General features: G+C 74.6%; 16 protein-coding genes. 7 read left to right on the top strand and 9 right to left on the bottom strand.

Going from position 1 to position 14,467, the window contains the following annotated elements; all coding sequences use genetic code 11:
• Window positions 1-174: 174 nt before the first annotated feature.
• Complete coding sequence (locus PUR61_RS34065; protein WP_329883391.1) at window positions 175-1,653, top strand: M6 family metalloprotease domain-containing protein; 1,479 nt, start codon at window positions 175-177, stop codon at window positions 1,651-1,653.
• A gap of 350 nt (window positions 1,654-2,003) precedes the next feature.
• Window positions 2,004-2,480 carry an OsmC family protein gene (locus tag PUR61_RS34060; protein WP_329883390.1) on the top strand — a complete coding sequence of 159 codons (477 nt, stop codon included), beginning with the start codon at window positions 2,004-2,006 and terminating at the stop codon, window positions 2,478-2,480.
• Window positions 2,481-2,500: 20 nt separating this feature from the next.
• Here the strand turns inward: PUR61_RS34060 and PUR61_RS34055 are convergent, their stop codons facing one another.
• Window positions 2,501-3,541: an oxidoreductase gene (locus PUR61_RS34055; protein ID WP_329883389.1), complete on the bottom strand. Its 1,041-nt coding sequence runs from the start codon at window positions 3,539-3,541 to the stop codon at window positions 2,501-2,503.
• 115 nt (window positions 3,542-3,656) lie between these two features.
• Here PUR61_RS34055 and PUR61_RS34050 point away from each other — a divergent pair, with 115 nt between their 5' ends.
• Window positions 3,657-4,277 (top strand): acyl-CoA-like ligand-binding transcription factor, encoded by a 621-nt coding sequence (locus tag PUR61_RS34050; protein WP_329883388.1) that lies wholly within the window; start codon window positions 3,657-3,659, stop codon window positions 4,275-4,277.
• Between the two features lie 127 nt (window positions 4,278-4,404).
• Here the strand turns inward: PUR61_RS34050 and PUR61_RS34045 are convergent, their stop codons facing one another.
• The 6 genes from PUR61_RS34045 to PUR61_RS34020 all read right to left on the bottom strand — a co-directional run bounded on the left by PUR61_RS34045 (window position 4,405) and on the right by PUR61_RS34020 (window position 10,955).
• Complete coding sequence (locus PUR61_RS34045; protein WP_329883387.1) at window positions 4,405-5,772, bottom strand: hypothetical protein; 1,368 nt, start codon at window positions 5,770-5,772, stop codon at window positions 4,405-4,407.
• Between the two features lie 463 nt (window positions 5,773-6,235).
• Window positions 6,236-7,510 carry a sensor histidine kinase gene (locus tag PUR61_RS34040; protein WP_329883386.1) on the bottom strand — a complete coding sequence of 425 codons (1,275 nt, stop codon included), beginning with the start codon at window positions 7,508-7,510 and terminating at the stop codon, window positions 6,236-6,238.
• Entirely contained in the window at window positions 7,507-8,265 is a 759-nt protein-coding gene (locus PUR61_RS34035; RefSeq protein WP_329883462.1) for a response regulator transcription factor, read from the bottom strand. Before PUR61_RS34035 ends, PUR61_RS34040 begins: the two co-directional genes overlap by 4 nt.
• A gap of 71 nt (window positions 8,266-8,336) precedes the next feature.
• Window positions 8,337-9,263, bottom strand: coding sequence for a hypothetical protein (locus PUR61_RS34030; RefSeq protein ID WP_329883385.1), 927 nt, complete (start codon window positions 9,261-9,263; stop codon window positions 8,337-8,339).
• Window positions 9,264-9,526: 263 nt separating this feature from the next.
• Entirely contained in the window at window positions 9,527-10,195 is a 669-nt protein-coding gene (locus PUR61_RS34025) for a class F sortase (RefSeq protein WP_329883384.1), read from the bottom strand.
• A 277-nt stretch (window positions 10,196-10,472) separates the two neighbouring features.
• The gene (locus PUR61_RS34020) at window positions 10,473-10,955 is read right to left on the bottom strand and encodes a hypothetical protein (protein WP_329883383.1); all 483 of its coding nucleotides are present in this window, start codon (window positions 10,953-10,955) and stop codon (window positions 10,473-10,475) included.
• A gap of 284 nt (window positions 10,956-11,239) precedes the next feature.
• Between PUR61_RS34020 and PUR61_RS34015 the strand changes: the two genes are divergently transcribed.
• The 4 genes from PUR61_RS34015 (at window position 11,240) to PUR61_RS34000 (ending at window position 13,657) form a co-directional block, all read left to right on the top strand.
• Window positions 11,240-12,067: an arylamine N-acetyltransferase family protein gene (locus tag PUR61_RS34015; protein ID WP_329883382.1), complete on the top strand. Its 828-nt coding sequence runs from the start codon at window positions 11,240-11,242 to the stop codon at window positions 12,065-12,067.
• Between the two features lie 117 nt (window positions 12,068-12,184).
• Window positions 12,185-12,550 (top strand): S26 family signal peptidase, encoded by a 366-nt coding sequence (locus PUR61_RS34010; RefSeq protein ID WP_329883381.1) that lies wholly within the window; start codon window positions 12,185-12,187, stop codon window positions 12,548-12,550.
• Between the two features lie 136 nt (window positions 12,551-12,686).
• Window positions 12,687-13,052 carry a hypothetical protein gene (locus PUR61_RS34005; protein ID WP_329883380.1) on the top strand — a complete coding sequence of 122 codons (366 nt, stop codon included), beginning with the start codon at window positions 12,687-12,689 and terminating at the stop codon, window positions 13,050-13,052.
• A 65-nt stretch (window positions 13,053-13,117) separates the two neighbouring features.
• On the top strand, window positions 13,118-13,657 hold the full coding sequence (locus PUR61_RS34000; protein ID WP_329883379.1) for a hypothetical protein: 540 nt from the start codon (window positions 13,118-13,120) through the stop codon (window positions 13,655-13,657).
• Window positions 13,658-13,717: 60 nt separating this feature from the next.
• Here the strand turns inward: PUR61_RS34000 and PUR61_RS33995 are convergent, their stop codons facing one another.
• Together PUR61_RS33995 and PUR61_RS33990 are read right to left on the bottom strand one after the other, a co-directional pair.
• Window positions 13,718-13,924 (bottom strand): DUF397 domain-containing protein, encoded by a 207-nt coding sequence (locus tag PUR61_RS33995; RefSeq protein ID WP_329883378.1) that lies wholly within the window; start codon window positions 13,922-13,924, stop codon window positions 13,718-13,720.
• A gap of 122 nt (window positions 13,925-14,046) precedes the next feature.
• A partial coding sequence (locus tag PUR61_RS33990) for an NUDIX hydrolase (RefSeq protein WP_329883377.1) occupies window positions 14,047-14,467 on the bottom strand: 421 nt, incomplete at its 5' end.

Below are 14,467 nucleotides of genomic sequence, written 5' to 3'. Positions count from 1 at the left end.
TTTCACCGCCCGGGGCGTCAAAATAGGGACTGATAACCGCATATCGCCCCATTCGCGACCGGTACCGGCCAGACCCGACCCACTCGGCGAGCCGACCGATTGCCGGCGACCGCCCACTCGGCGGGGCGCCGAACACGCCCCCGCGGGGTGAACAGGCTCTAAGGAGCCGTCACTATGCGTCACACCTTAACCCCGCTGCATCACCGCCCCCACCACTCCCTCGACGACCACCGCCCCTGCCCGGTGCCGATGTCACCCGACGCCCTCGCCGCTCTCCGTGCCCACTACCGGGAGCTGATCAGGACCCGCCGCCTGCCGCGGGACATCACCTTCGAGCAGTACTACTTCGTCTGGCGCTCCCAGCGCCGCGGCGAGAACCTCATCGGCCTCGACGACGGGGCCGTCCGCCCCGGTCCCAGCACCGGGGCCCAGTTGATCACCCGTCCGTCCAGGAAGCTCAAGGGCGAGATCCGCACCCTCGTCCTCCTGGTCGACTTCCCCGACCGGCCGCACGACCCCGCCCACACCGTCGAACACTTCGAGCAGCTGCTCTTCGGCCCGGACACCTTCGCCACCGGCTCGATGCGCGACTACTACCGGCGGATCAGCGGCTTCGACCCCGCCCGCCCGACCGCGCACGGCATCGACGTCCAGGGCGAGGTGCACGGCTGGTTCCGCCTGCCGCACCCGCTCTCCTTCTACGCCGACAACCGGTCCGGCATGGGCGACCCGCCCGGCAACGCCCAGGGCATGGCCGCGGACACCCTCGACATCGCGCTCCGGGAGGGCATCGACTTCACCGGCGGCTTCGACGCCCTCGACGAGGGCCTCGTCACCGCGCTGTTCATCGTCCACGCGGGCCGCGGGGCTGAGGAGCTCCGGGAGTCCGACCAGCCGGGCAACCTGTGGAGCCTCAAGTGGAACCCGCCCGGCGAGAACGGGGTGAAGGTCGCACCGAACCTGCGGGTGCAGACGTTCCTGACCGTCCCCGAGGACTGCAAGGTCGGCGTCTGCGCCCACGAATGGGGTCACCTGGCCGCCCGCTGGGCCGACTTCTACGACACCGGACGCGTCACCACCACCGTCTCCAACGGGCTCGGGAACTACTGCCTGATGGCAGGCGGCTCCTGGGGCAACAAGGGCACCACCCCGGTCTACCCGAACAGCATGCTCCGGATGTTCCACGGCTGGGCCACCCCGCAGGAGATCGACGGCACCACCGCGGGCATCTCCCTGCGGCCCGTCGCCGAGGGCGGCGACTCGCTGTTCGTCCGCAACCCGAACCCGGGGCGGATGCGGGAGAGCCAGTACATCGTCGTCGAGTACCGCCGCCAGAGCGGCCAGGACGAGTTCCTGCCCGACGAGGGCATCGCGGCCTACGTCGTCGACGAGGCCATCGACAACGTCAACGACGAGCGCCGGCTCGCCATCGAGCTCCTCCAGGCCGACGGCCGGCGTGACCTGGCGAAGATCTTCGGCGCGGACGAACGCGGCGACGCGGACGACCTCTACCCGTCGCTCGACAACTCCAGCATCGGGGAGAACACCAAGCCGCCGCTGGACCTGCCCGACGGGACCTGGAGCGGCGTCACCCTCGCCGTCTCCGGCGCACCCGGGGCGGACCGGATGGAGGTGGACGTCACCGTCGAGTGAGGCCGTGGCCGCGCGCACCCGCGCGCACCCGTCCGGAGGACCGATCAGGAGGACCACTGCCGCACCAAGTGATCGCCGCCCCCGCCCGACGCGCCGCCCGCGCGGCTCCGACGGTGGCTCCGGCGGAGCCGCGCCCGGCGCGAGAGGTGAGGCCGGACCGGGCAGCGGCGGCGATCACGGCCGGGGTCCGGCGCACACGGCCGGCCGGACCCCGGCCCGGGGACCGCGCGTCCGGGCCGGGCGACGGGTCACCGGCCCGCGGTCGCGGGTCCCTGCCGAACGGGACCGCCGGGGGCTGTTGTTGACTGGGTGCCGGAATCCCCACCGACCTCCGCTCGGAGAGGCACCCGATGGCCAAGCTGCACACCTACACCGCCGAGATCACCTGGACCGGCAACCAGGGCACCGGCACCAGCGACTACCGCTCCTACCGCCGGGACCACGAGGTCGCGGCGGACGGGCGCCCGCCCATCCCCGGCTCCTCCGACCCCGCCTTCCGGGGCGACCCGACCCGGTGGAACCCCGAGCAGCTGCTCCTCGCCTCGATCTCCCAGTGCCACCTGCTCTGGTACCTGCACCTGTGCGCGGTGAACGGCGTCGTGGTCACCGCGTACACCGACCGCCCGACCGGCACGATGGCCGAGACCGCCGAAGGAGGCCACTTCACCGAGGCGGTGCTGCACCCCCGGGTCGAGGTCGCCGAGAAGGGGATGACGGAGAAGGCACTCGCCCTGCACGCCGACGCGCACCGGGCCTGCTACATCGCCAACTCGGTGAACTTCCCGGTCCGGCACGAGCCGGCGGTGACGGTGGCGCAGCCCGCCTGACGGACCGGGCGGCGGCGCGGTCAGGCCGGAAGCCCGTACCGCACCCCGGTCAGTTCCTCCGACAGCGCCCAGAGGCGGCGGCCGGTCCCGGGATCGGCCGCCGCCGGGGCCAACGGGACGCGGACCGGGGCGCCGCGCAGCTCGCCGCGCCCGTCCGGGCCGAGGAACTCACCGCCCCGCACGTCCGGGGCGGTCGCCGCGTACAGCTGCGGCAGTGCGCCGTCGGCCGCCGTCTGGGCGAGCGGCCGGAGGATCCGGCCGAAGAGCAGCCGGACGAGGCCGGTCGGCGCGCCGGTCTGGAGACCGGTGGCGGCGTAGCCGGGGTGGGCCAGCAGGCTGCGGACCGGGCTGCCTGCGGCGACCAGCCTCCGGTGCAGTTCCCGGGCGTGCACCGCGTTGGCGAACTTCGACTGGTCGTAGAACGCCATCGGCGCGTAGGCGCGGGCACCGTCGAGGTCGTCGAAGCGGATGCGCCCCTTGCGGTGGTTGACCGAGCTGACGGTGACCACGCGGGGGTCGGGCGCTGCCGCCAGCGCGCCGAGCAGCAGCCCGGTGAGCGCGAAGTGGCCGAGGTGGTTGGCGGCGAACTGCAGCTCGTGGCCCTGGGCACTGAGCGTCCGGGGCGGGGCCATCACGCCCGCGTTGTTGACGAGCACGTCCAGTCTCGGACGGTCGGCGCGCAGCCCCCGGGCGAAGGCCCGGACGGCGTCGAGGTCGGCCAGGTCGAGGCGGCGGACTTCGAGCCGGGCCTCCAGTGCCCGGGTGTCGGTGACGTCCCAAGCCGTGTCGGGGGTGTCCGCGCTCTCGGCGAGCAGACCGGCGACGACCGCGTCCGCCGCCCTGCGCCCCTTCTCCTCGTCCCGCACGGCGAGGACGACGTGCCCTCCCCTGCGGACCAGTGCCCTGGTGGTCGCCAGCCCGAGACCGCCGTTGGCTCCGGTGACCACGAAGACCCGGCCGGTCTGGTCCGGGATGTCCACGGCGCCCCACCGCCCTTGCTGCTGCGGCGGCCTCGGCCGCTCCGACACCGACTCCGGACGTCCTTCCGGTTCCCCTGTCATGTGACACATGCTGGCTTCGGTGTCACCGAGTGTCAAGACGCGCCCTGATGTCATTAAGTCACTTGGTAACGGATCGCGCCTTGGTGCCGTCGGTGACATGCCGTACCATCACGGCATGACCTCCCGCCCCGCCGTCAGCCTGGCCCAGCGCAAGCGGCAGCTCGTCGTGGACGAGCTCACCGAGGCCGCGTTCCAGCTGCTGACGGCCCGGGGGTTCGACGCCGTCACCGTGGACGACATCGCGACCGACGCCGGCGTGTCCAAGCGGACGTTCTTCCGGTACTTCGCGTCCAAGGAGGACGTGGTCGTCCGGTTCCTGGCCGATCTGGGCACCGGCATCCGCGAGGGCCTGGCGGCCCGACCGGCCGACGAACGCCCCTCGGCGGCGCTGCGCGCGGCGGTCGGCGCCCCGCTCGCCCACTGCGGCGACCGCGGGGACCGGGCGCTGCGGGTCGTCCAGCTGATCCTGCGCACGCCGGCCCTGCTCGCCCGGCTCCTGGAACACCAGGACCACTGGCGCGACGAGTTGACGGAGGAGCTGGCGGTACGGCTCGGACTCGACGCCCGCACCGACCTCTACCCGCGCCTCGCCGCGGGGATGGCGCTCACCGCCTTCGGCGCGGTACTGGAGCGCTGGAGCGAGAGCGACGGCACCGCGGATCCGACCGCCCTGACCGACCGGGCCTTCGCCCTCCTCGCACCGTCACTCGACGCACCGTCACTCGACACGGTCTGACGCGCCGCCTCCACCGCTCCCCCACGCCGCGATCCCGGCGATCCGGGTGCACCGGGCCGCTCCGCCGGCCCCTCGAAGGCCCGTGCCCGCCCGTCGGTGACGGGGCGGGCACGGGTCGGCCGGCGGCTCAGGCCCGGCGGCGCAGACGGCGGGCGAGGAGCAGCGCACCGGCGCCGACCGCGGCGAGCGCCGTGGCGGCGGCAGCCGGGACCAGGGTGGACCCGGAGCCGGTGGCGGCGAGTTCACCGTCGACCGGCGCGGTCGGGGCGGCGGTCCCCGGAGCGGCGGCAGCCGCGGTGGGGGACGCGGAGGCGGTCGGCGCCGGGCTCTTCACCGAGACGTCCTTGCCCGGGGCTTCCTTGCCCGGGGCCGGGGTGGCGGGCTTGGCGGGCGCCGCCTTGCCCGGAGCCGGGGTGGCCGACTTGGCAGGCGCCTTGGTCGGGGACTTGGCAGGCGCCTTGGTCGGGGACTTGGTCGGCGCCGGGGTGGAGGTGCCCGCGCCGGAGGTGCCCGCGCCCGGGGCGACGACCTTGACGGTGGCCGCCTTGCCGCACCGGGCGGTTCCGCGGAACGGGGAGCCCGCACTGACGAAGAGGCACGGGTTGAGCGTCGCGACCCCCGGCGGCGTGCTCCTGTCGTACGAGACGCGCACCTTGGTCACCGTGGTCTTCCCGGCGCCGACGGTGGCATCGCGGCCCTGGAGGTAGACACCGGGCGGGTCCCCCGGGAGTCCGCCGGACACCTTCGTCGGCGTGGTCCACGTCCCGTCCGCCCTGCGCACCTGCACGGTGGCGTGGTCACCGACGAAGAGCGCGCTGCCGAGACCGACGTAGGAGGACGGCGTGGAGTTGGACAGGACCGCGTCGAACTCGATCGGCGCGCCGCCGGCCACCGCCGTGGCGGGCACGCGGGCCAGCGAAGAGGTGGGGGTGGCGACCTTGATCGTGCTGAAGTTCTCGGCCAGCAGGACCCCCGACTGCCCCCAGCCCACGGCGGAGCGCAGCTTGAGGGACTGGAAGCCGGCGTTGCTCCCGCCGTCGTTCGGCCGGTCCACGGGGGCGCCGATGCGCAGGTCGACCTTGACCGTCTTGCCGACGGCCACGGTGATGCCGCTGACCGTTCCGTCGTAGGAGGTGCCGTTCTCCCCGTGGTGGTACGCCATCTCGATCGGCTTCCACGCACCGCTCGCCGGGTCCTTGTAGTCGATCGTGAGGGAGTGCTGCGGCGCGCCCACCACAGCGGTCACCAGCAGGTTGAGCTTGAAGTTGGTGGCCCTCTCGCCGGTGTTGGTGACGCTCTCGGTGAACCTCACCGGCTGCCCGCCGAATCCGATGACGGCCGGCGCCTGGACGGACAGCTTCGCGCCCTTGACGTAGTCGGGGCTGTCGGCGAAGGCGGCCTGCGCAGGAAGCATGGGCGAGCCGGCCAGGGCGGCGACCGCCGCGGCGGCGGCGAGGGTACGGCGTGAGCGTCGGACCGGGATGGTGCTGGACATGGTTCCCCCCTGGAACACGTGGTCTGCGGGCATGCCGAGGACAGCGTCGGCGCCGCAGCGACTGGATGCGTTGAGTGGCTCGACCGGCTCACGCGGACTGATTCGCCCACGAGCGGCCCTCACCCCGCCTGGCGGGGGAGTGGCCCTTCCGGCCTCACATCACCTAAGACGTGTGGGGCGCGAAGTGGTTGCAGTGGGTGCGAAGAATTCTTCCGAGCCCTGCCGGAGCCCTTCCCGGAGCTGTCCCGAGCCCCTCCCGAGCCTCACCGCGCCGGGCTCCCCCCGGTTCCCCCTGGCTCCGCCGGCTCAGTGGCGGGGGATGCCGAGCGCGGGGCCGTAGAGGTCGGTGCCGTTCTCCATGACGATCAGCTAGCGGGTCCCGGTGCGGCCGAGCCGGAAGGCGCACTCCAGCGAGCCCCCGGGCCGCCCCGTCGGGGTGATGGTGGCCGCCGACCCGGCGGGTTCAGGCCCCCTGCCGCTGCCCTGCCGGCCCGGGCTCGGGCTCCCCGTCCCGGTCGGGTGCGGTCGCCGGCGGCAGGACCAGGGTCGCCACCGCCCCGCCGTCGGGGTGGTTGGCGAACGTCAGCTCCGCGCCGATCACGCGGGCGTGGCCCCGGGCGATCGTCAGGCCGAGGCCGTGCCCCTTCCCCCGCTCGCGCACGCTGGTGCGGAAGCGCTGCGGCCCGTCCCTGAGCAGTTCGTCCGGGAAGCCCGGTCCGTGGTCGCGGACGGTGATCCGCGAACCGTCGACGTGCAGCCGGACCGTGCCGCCGCCGTGCCGGTCGGCGTTCACCAGCAGGTTGCCCAGGATGCGGTCCAGCCGGCGCAGGTCGGTGCGCACCGACGCGCCGGCCGCCGTGTCCGTCAACTCGACCGCCACGTCCAGGCCGGTGAGCGTGACGGTGCGGCGCACCGCCCGTTCCAGCGGCACGGCCGACAGGTCCGGCGTCTCGGCGTCCGCGTCCAGCCGGGACACCTCCAGCAGGTCCTCCACCAATGAGCGCAGCGCCTGGACCCGGTTCCGGACGAGCTGGGTGGGGCGGCCGGGCGGCAGCAGTTCGGCCGCGGTGACCAGCCCGGTCAGCGGGGTCCGCAGCTCGTGGGCGACGTCTGCGGTGAACCGCTGCTCGTCCTCCAGCCGGCGGTGCAGGGCCCGCGACATCAGGTCGACGGCCGCCGCCAGGTCGGCGACCTCGTCGCGTCCGTCGACCAGCTCCCCGATCCGGGTGTCCGTGCGCCCGGCGGCGATGCCCCGGGCAGCGGTCGCCGCCGTCCGCAGCCGCCGGCTGATCCGGTCCGCGACCAGCACCCCGACCAGCACCGTCGTGAAGACCGAGGCGACGACGGTGATCAGGATGATCCGGTCCAGGTCGGCGATCGCCCGCCGGTCCTGCGTGAAGTCGACCCGGACGGAGAGCACCCCGCCGTGGACGCCTCCCGCCGCCCACATCGACTCGCCGCCCTGCGGTCCGGCCGCCAGCTGCGAGCCGTGCCGGCCGGCCGCCGCGAGGGCGCGCAGCCGGTCCGGCGTCGCCGGGTCGTCCAGCGCGGTGCCGCCGCCGACCGGCTCACCGCGCTTGTAGGAAGCGAGGGCCGAGTCGAGCGCGGTGAGCGCCGAACGGCGGGCCTGATCGACGTGCTGACGGACCATCGCCTGGTGGACCAGCAGTCCGACCGCCACCGCGACCAGGACGGAGATGGCGGCGACGGCGGTCGCGATCTGTCGGCGCAGCGTCATTCGGGACGCCGGAACTTGTAGCCGAAGCCGCGGACCGTCTCGATCCGCCCGCCGCCGATCTTGGCGCGCAGCCGCTGCACGTGGACGTCGACGACGCGGGTGTCGGCGCCCCACTCGTAGTCCCACACCCGCTCCAGCAGGCTCGACCGCTCCAGCACGATGCCGGGCGCGGCGGTGAACTCCAGCAGCAGCCGCAGTTCGGTCGGGGTCAGCGGGACCAGCCGGCCGTTGACCCGGACCTCCATGGAGTCGGTGTCCACCTCCATGCCGTCGAAGCTGCGGACGGCAGCCCTGGGCGCCGGGGCGGCGGCCGGGGCGGGGGGTGCGGCGGGGGGTGCGGCGGCGGGTGCGGCGGCGGGTGCTGCCGGTACGGCGGGTGCGGCTACGGACGCGCCGGGGCCGGTGACGGGCGCGGCGGGGGCCACCGGGGCCTCCGTGACCGGGACGACCCGGATCCGGCGCAGCACGGTACGGATCCGCGCCACCAGCACGGCGCTCTCGAACGGCTTGACCACGTAGTCGTCCGCACCCGCCTCCAGGCCGGACACCACGTCCACCGGGTCGGTGCGCGCCGACATCATCAGGATCGGCAGCTGGCTCTCCTCCCGGATCCGCCGGCAGAGGCCGACGCCGTCGAGCAACGGCAGCATCACGTCCAGCAGCAGCAGGTCGGGGCGAACGGCGTGGAACACCTCCAGCCCCTCCAGGCCGTCCGCGGCCGTGGAGACGGGGAAGCCGTAGCGTTCCAGGGCCATCCGGGTCGCCTCCCGGATCACCTCGTCGTCCTCGACGATCAGGATGTGCGGGTGGGTGGGCGCTGCGCGGTTCAAGGCTTGGCCTCCGGGGGAGCCGCAGGGGTCGTCGGACGGACGGGCTGGGCGGGTACCGGCACGGGCGGAGTGGCACCGGCACGCGGGGAGGCCGGAGCCGCACCGGAATCCGCCGTGGGCCGCGCGGTCGGGGTGAGGGCGGAGGGGGCCGCCCCCGGGGCGGAGGGCGTCACGGGAGGTTTGACGACCGGTCCCACCGTCGGTTGCACCTGCCGCTCCGGGGTGGGCTGCCTGGACGGCGTGGGCACGGGACCGAGGTCCTGGCTCGTCTGCTCCACCAGGGCGAGGCGCACGCCGTCCCAGCGGTAGTGACTGGTGGTCCGGACCCACACGCTGGTCGACTCGTGCAGCCGCAGGTCCGTACCGACGGTCTCCGCGCTGAACCTCGCCAGCGCCTGGACCCGCAGGACGGGCACGAGGCCCTCGCCGGTCAGGGTGTAGACGTGCAGGACCACCGGCCCGGCGGTGCCCGCCGTGCCGACGGCGAGGATCAGCTCGGGGCGTCCGTCACCGGTGAGGTCGCGGTACTCGGCGCTGCGGAGCTCGCAGGCCGGACAGGCGCTGAGGGCCCGCTGCTCGTCCTGGCTCACCCCTGGGTCCTTCGCGAGCAGGCCGTGGACGTCCACGGAGGTGATGTCCTGCCCGGCGGCGGTGACGCCCGGGACGGGCTGGGGCGGCGGCTCCGAGACCTGGCCCGTGCCGGCCGCGGGCGCGGTCGGCGGCGGCACGGTGGCCAGACCGGGCCAGAGCGGCTGCGGCACCGGCGGCGGCGTCACCGGCTGGGCCTCCCCGTGGTCGCGCAGGCCGCCGGGGGCGGCGCAGCCGACCGGCAGGGCGAGCGCGAGAACGGCGAGGAGGGCGGCCAGGGCCGCCCGTGGCGCGGCGCCGGACCGGCCACGGCGAGGTGGAGGTGGTGCTGCCACGGTCGGTTCTCGTCTCCTGGTCTGGCCGGTCCGGTCCTGGTCCGGCCGCTCCGGTCTGCGGCGATGCGCCGGTTCGTCCCCGGTGGTAGGTCGCCGGTGGTAGGTCGCCGGGGCGGCGGTCGGCGGTTCCGCCCGGCGGCTTGCGGGCCGCCGGGCGGGATGCGACGGCAACGGCCGCCGCCGGCACGCGGGCCGTCGAAGCGCGGCGGCCCGCGTGCCGGTCCGTCGTGGTGATCATTGTCCCGGTGCGCCGGACGGCGCCGTCAGCCGGCCGGACCCGCCGGGTCGGCCAGGTCCGCCACGACGATGATGTTGTCCGTCCAGTGGCCGTCCGCGCCGATCCGGCCGCCGCAGGTGATCAGTCGCAGCTCGGGTGCTGCCGTGTCACCGTAGACCGCCTCGGTCGGGAACCGGTCCTTGGCCGCCTGGAGCAGCGAACGGACCCGGAAGTCCACCGTGCTGCCGTCCTCCCGCCGCACCTGGATCAGGTCTCCGGGCCGCAGCTTCGGCAGTTTGTGGAAGACCGCCGGGCCGTTCGCGGTGTCGTAGTGCCCGATCAGGACGGCGGGTCCGTTCTCCCCCGGCGTCGGGCCGTTGCGGTACCAGCCGGCCTCGTCGGCCCGGGCCACGGTCGGCACCTCGACCGTCCCGTCCGCGTTCAGGCCGAGGCCGGGCACCGGGGCGTCGACGCCCGCCGCCGGGACGAGGAGGCGGGTCGGCGCGGACGCCGCGAAGGGCTTCCGGGGTGCGGCGGACGTGGAGGTGCCCGGGGCGGCGGTCGGGGAGGTGGCCGGGAAGGTGGCCGCCGCCCCGGTGGCGGTCCCGGTTCCGGGACCGGTTCCGGCGCTCCCGGCGGTGGCCGCCGGGCCGGTGGCCTCGCGGGCCGAGGTCTCCACCCGCACCACCGGGGTGCGGGTGCTGTTGAACGCCATCGAGGTACCGAGGACCACGCAGATCAGGCCCGCCGCACCGAAGGCGGTGCGGCGCAGCCCTGCCGCACCGGGTCCGTCGGAACGGGGGCGCCGGTGCCCCCGGTTGCTCCGGCCGCGGGCGGCGGCCGGACCGGCGGTCCGGCCGGCATGCCGGCCGCCGCCGGCCGCTCCGTCGACCCCGGGCCCGCCGCTCGGCGACGGCGTCCCGTCGTCCCGGCTGCGGACGGTCGTGTCCGGAGCCGGGACGACGGGACGCCCTGAGGGCCCGGGGCCGTTGTCAGCCGCGCGCACCGGAACGGCGGCGCAGGAGGGCGAAGCCCAGTGCGGCGGCGCCGACGGCCGCGACGGTGCCGCCGCCGGCCAGCATGAGGCCGGAGGAGCCGGCCGAGCCGGATCCGTCACCGGCCTGGGCGGCGCCCTTGGGCACCTCACGGACCTGCGGCGGGCCGCCGACCGCCCCGGTCGTGGGCGGGTGGGTCGGGGTGACCCGGGGGACGGCCGGACCGTCGGAGCCGGCCTTCGCCGAGGGGACCGCGGTGGGCGTGGTACCCGGGGCCGGAGCCCCCGGGGGGACGACGGTGGGCGTGACCGGGGCGTGCGGGGCCGCCGGGGCGACTGCGGTGGGCGTGGCCGGGGCGGGCGCGGGGGAACCGTCGGCCCACGCCTGCCCGCCGGTGAAGGCGGTCAGGAGGGCGGCCCCGGTCAGGGCGCAGACGGCGAGGACGCGGCGGGCGGGAGCACGACGGGTACGGCTGGTCATACGGTTCGCTCCTTCATCGGGACGCTGGTTCCGGCCGGTGCGGCCGGTGCGTCGTGAGTGACGTTAGGAGCGCCGTGTCGCGGTCCCCGGCCGGTCGTGTCACGGCCGCCCATCGTCTGTGTAACGGCCCTCGGGCGCCGGTCGGGTGACAGGATCCGGGCCCGGTGCGGCACGCCAGGACGGGCCCCGGAGGGGCGGATCCCGGAGGTCCTAGGTCGCGCGGTCCACCAAGATCGCAACCAGAGGCGGAAGCCGGGGCCCGGCCCGGTCCGTACCGTGGCCGTATGACCGTTGATCTGGAGAAGTACTTCGCACGTATCGGATGGGACGGCGAGCGGGCGCCCACCCTCGTGACCCTCCGGTCCCTGCACCACACGCACGTCCTCGGCATCCCGTTCGAGAACATCGACGTGGTCGTCGGCTCGGTCCCCTCGCTGGACCTCGCCGACCTCCAGGCCAAACTCGTCGAAGGCTCCCGCGGCGGCTACTGCTTCGAGCACAACACCCTGTTCGCCGCCGTGCTGGAACAGGTGGGCTTCGAGGTCACCCGGTTGACCGGCCGGGTCCGGCTCGGCGCCCGCCCCGGCGAGGTCCGCCCCCGGACCCACATGGTGCTGGCGGTCCGGGTGCCGGGCGAGGGCGGCCGACACCTGGTCGACGTCGGATTCGGCTCCGCCCGTTCCCTGTTGGAGCCGCTGCCGATGATTCCCGGCCTGGTCCGGGAGGGGCTGGGGCGGTTCAACCGCCTGGTCGTCGAGGAGGAGGACGGCCCCGCACCGGTCTGGGTCCTCCAGGCCAGGACACGCACGGCTGCCGACGCGGCGGACAGGTGGGAGGAGTTGGTCTCCTTCACCCTCGACCACGCTCCCGCCACCGACATCGGGGTCGCCAACTGGCACGTGGCGACCCACCCGCGCTCGCCGTTCCGCCGCCTGTTCGTCCAGCGCACCCACGCCGCGGGCCACCTGAGCCTCGACGCGACCACCCTCACCCGCACACGGCCCGACGGGACGACCACCGTGGAGGAGGTCGACGGACCCGACGGGATCAGGGAGTTGCTGGCCTCCGAGTTCGGTATCGCCGCACCGTCCGACATCCGCCCCCAGCGCTGAGAGGGCCGCCACCGGCCGCAGGACCGGCATGAGAAGTCGGCCGGTCCGCCTTCTCATGTGGGGTGGGCGGTGCGAAATCCGGTGGGCTTGAGGGGCCGGACCTGCCACGATCGCCGGATGGGTGCGTTGGATGCAGTGGCCGGCCGGGTGGCCGGGGGAGCAACCGTCTCGTTCCGTCCGAGCGGATCATCGATGGTCCCGCTGATCCGCAGTCGGCAGCCGGTGACGGTCGCCCCGGTCGACCCGTCGAAGCTGGAGGTCGGGGACATCGTGCTCGCCCGGGTCGCCGGCACGGTGTACCTGCACCTGGTGTCGGCCCTGGACCCGGCCGGGAACCGGGTCCAGATCAGCAACAACCGGGGCCGCGTCAACGGCTGGACCGGCCACGCCCGGGTCTTCGGCATCTGCGTGGCGGTCGACGGCACTCCGCGGTCCGGCACCGTCGGCAAGGTCCGCACGGCCGGCTCCCCCGGCGGCCCCTGACCCCGGCCGGGCCTCCGCCCGGACCTCCCCGTCGGCCCACCGGCAGCCGAACCGCCTTTCACCGGAGCGACGTTGAACTGCTGGACCGGGGTGAGATGCTCGTTCCGGCAGTGGCGCCGACGGGACGGGGGAACACGTGGGGATCGCCGAACACCCGGGGGCGCGTGAGGAGCGGGCGTGGCGGCACGCCGACCGCGCGCGCCGCTGGAGCCTGTACGCGCTGGGGCTCCCGGCGGCGGCCGGGTGGCTGTGGGCGCTCGGCCTCGCCTTCCTGCCCGCCTCGGTGGACCACCGCACCGGGTCGATGCACTGCGGTTCGCCCGTGTTCTTCGACGCCGCCGCCCGTCACTACCGGGACGACGACTGCGTCCCCCTGGTGGACCGGCGCATCCACCAGGCGGTCGGGGTGGCGCTGGTGACGCTGCCGGTCTTCGGCGCCTGGCGCGCCGTCGGCCACCGGGCCCGGCGGATCGCGGCGGAGGGGGTGGAGGGGCGGCGCTGAGTCACCGCCCACCATCGCGGTAACTTTGGTTTACGATTCCGGGGTTCGTAAACTATGGTTACCGCATGGCGATGCCCGAGATCACCCCCGAAGAGCAGGCGGAACTCGACAAGGCCCTCTACGAGGCGCTGAATCCCCTGGCCACGGCCATCCGTTCCCGGGAGAGCGGCCTCCCCCCGGAACGCATGTGGGCCTCGGAGCCCGTGGAGGTCACGCTCTCCGTCCTCGCCGCGTGGAAGGTGGTGGACGCCGAGGTCAAGCGCCTGACCGCCCACGCGGCGGCCACCGCCGGTTCCTACGGTGCGAGTTACGAGCAGCTGGGCGCCGTGTGGGGCATCACCCGGCAGGGCGCCCGCAAGAAGTGGCCCGAGGCCGTCAGCCGCCCGGAGACCCCGAAGGCGGAGCCCCGAGCACTCGAACTCTTCGGTGGAACAGCCCGGTTGACACCGCTCCCGGACGGCGGCTGGCGGTGGGCCGGAACGGGTGCGGACGGCACGCCGGGCACCGCCGGCGACGGCGCCCGGTACGCGACCACCGAGGAAGCCGCGGCCCACGCGGGAGCCTTCCTCAAGGACCACGCCCTCGGCACCACCGACCGACCCTGACCCTGAAAGCCGTCGGCCCCGACCGGTCCCACCGGTCGGGGCCGACGCGCGAACCGGGTGTCAGACGGTGCCGAACTCGCCGGACCGGACGGCGCCGACGAAGGAGTGCCAGGCGTCGGCGGGGACGACGAGAGCCGGACCGTGGGGATCCTTGGAATCGCGCACCGGAACGGCCCCGTGGAAGCCCACGGAGACCTCCACGCATTCACCGCCGTTGGTGGAGTAGGACGACGTGAACCAAGACGCGCGGGACAGGTCGGAGTTCATCGGGCAGTTCCTTTCCGCCGTGTGCCTACCTCCGGGGACGCCGCCCTCGACGGCGCTTCAGCCGTCTCTCGACCGTACCCGCGCCCTGCCCGGCTGCGACCCCCTGCGCGAGCGTTTTGGTGTCATTCGGCGGGGATGCCGCGGAGGAGGAAGGGGAGGTGGGCGCCTCGGGCGAGGGCGTCGAGGGCCTGGGTGGTGCGGTGGTGTTGGTCGGGGGTCATGGCGTCGGTGAGTTGGGCGCGGTGGAGCCAGTGGACGGCGGTGATGGTGTGGGGCGGGCGGTGGCGGGCGACGGTGGATTCCTGGGCGGGGGTGAGTCGGCCGCCCCAGTAGACGAAGTTGACGGCTTCGGGGAGGTGTCGGGCGTCGACGTAGTCGGTGGCGAGGACGGAACGCAGGGGCAGGACGAGGCCGGTTTCGGTTTCGGTGTGGCGGCGGGCGGCGAGGTGGGGGAGTTCGTCGGCTTCGGCGCTGCCGCCGGGGAGCATGAGGCCGGAGCGGTAGGTGGTGGCGACGAGGAGGATCGCGCCGTCGCGGTTGAGG

Source organism: Streptomyces sp. BE20, assembly GCF_036322525.1.
Classification (GTDB): Bacteria; Actinomycetota; Actinomycetes; order Streptomycetales; family Streptomycetaceae; genus Kitasatospora.
Note: the sequence above shows the minus strand (reverse complement) of the source record. Positions and strands in the feature narration are given on the sequence as shown.

Excerpts from the sequence above, each read along its gene's own strand:
- PUR61_RS34065 (WP_329883391.1), top strand. The coding sequence starts at position 175 with ATGCGTCACACCTTAACCCCGCTGCATCACCGCCCCCACCACTCCCTC.
- PUR61_RS34060 (WP_329883390.1), top strand. The coding sequence starts at position 2,004 with ATGGCCAAGCTGCACACCTACACCGCCGAGATCACCTGGACCGGCAAC.
- PUR61_RS34055 (WP_329883389.1), bottom strand. The coding sequence starts at position 3,541 with ATGACAGGGGAACCGGAAGGACGTCCGGAGTCGGTGTCGGAGCGGCCG.
- PUR61_RS34050 (WP_329883388.1), top strand. The coding sequence starts at position 3,657 with ATGACCTCCCGCCCCGCCGTCAGCCTGGCCCAGCGCAAGCGGCAGCTC.
- PUR61_RS34045 (WP_329883387.1), bottom strand. The coding sequence starts at position 5,772 with ATGTCCAGCACCATCCCGGTCCGACGCTCACGCCGTACCCTCGCCGCC.
- PUR61_RS34040 (WP_329883386.1), bottom strand. The coding sequence starts at position 7,510 with ATGACGCTGCGCCGACAGATCGCGACCGCCGTCGCCGCCATCTCCGTC.
- PUR61_RS34035 (WP_329883462.1), bottom strand. The coding sequence starts at position 8,265 with ATGGCCCTGGAACGCTACGGCTTCCCCGTCTCCACGGCCGCGGACGGC.
- PUR61_RS34025 (WP_329883384.1), bottom strand. The coding sequence starts at position 10,195 with ATGGCGTTCAACAGCACCCGCACCCCGGTGGTGCGGGTGGAGACCTCG.
- PUR61_RS34020 (WP_329883383.1), bottom strand. The coding sequence starts at position 10,955 with ATGACCAGCCGTACCCGTCGTGCTCCCGCCCGCCGCGTCCTCGCCGTC.
- PUR61_RS34015 (WP_329883382.1), top strand. The coding sequence starts at position 11,240 with ATGACCGTTGATCTGGAGAAGTACTTCGCACGTATCGGATGGGACGGC.
- PUR61_RS34010 (WP_329883381.1), top strand. The coding sequence starts at position 12,185 with ATGGGTGCGTTGGATGCAGTGGCCGGCCGGGTGGCCGGGGGAGCAACC.
- PUR61_RS34000 (WP_329883379.1), top strand. The coding sequence starts at position 13,118 with ATGGCGATGCCCGAGATCACCCCCGAAGAGCAGGCGGAACTCGACAAG.
- PUR61_RS33995 (WP_329883378.1), bottom strand. The coding sequence starts at position 13,924 with ATGAACTCCGACCTGTCCCGCGCGTCTTGGTTCACGTCGTCCTACTCC.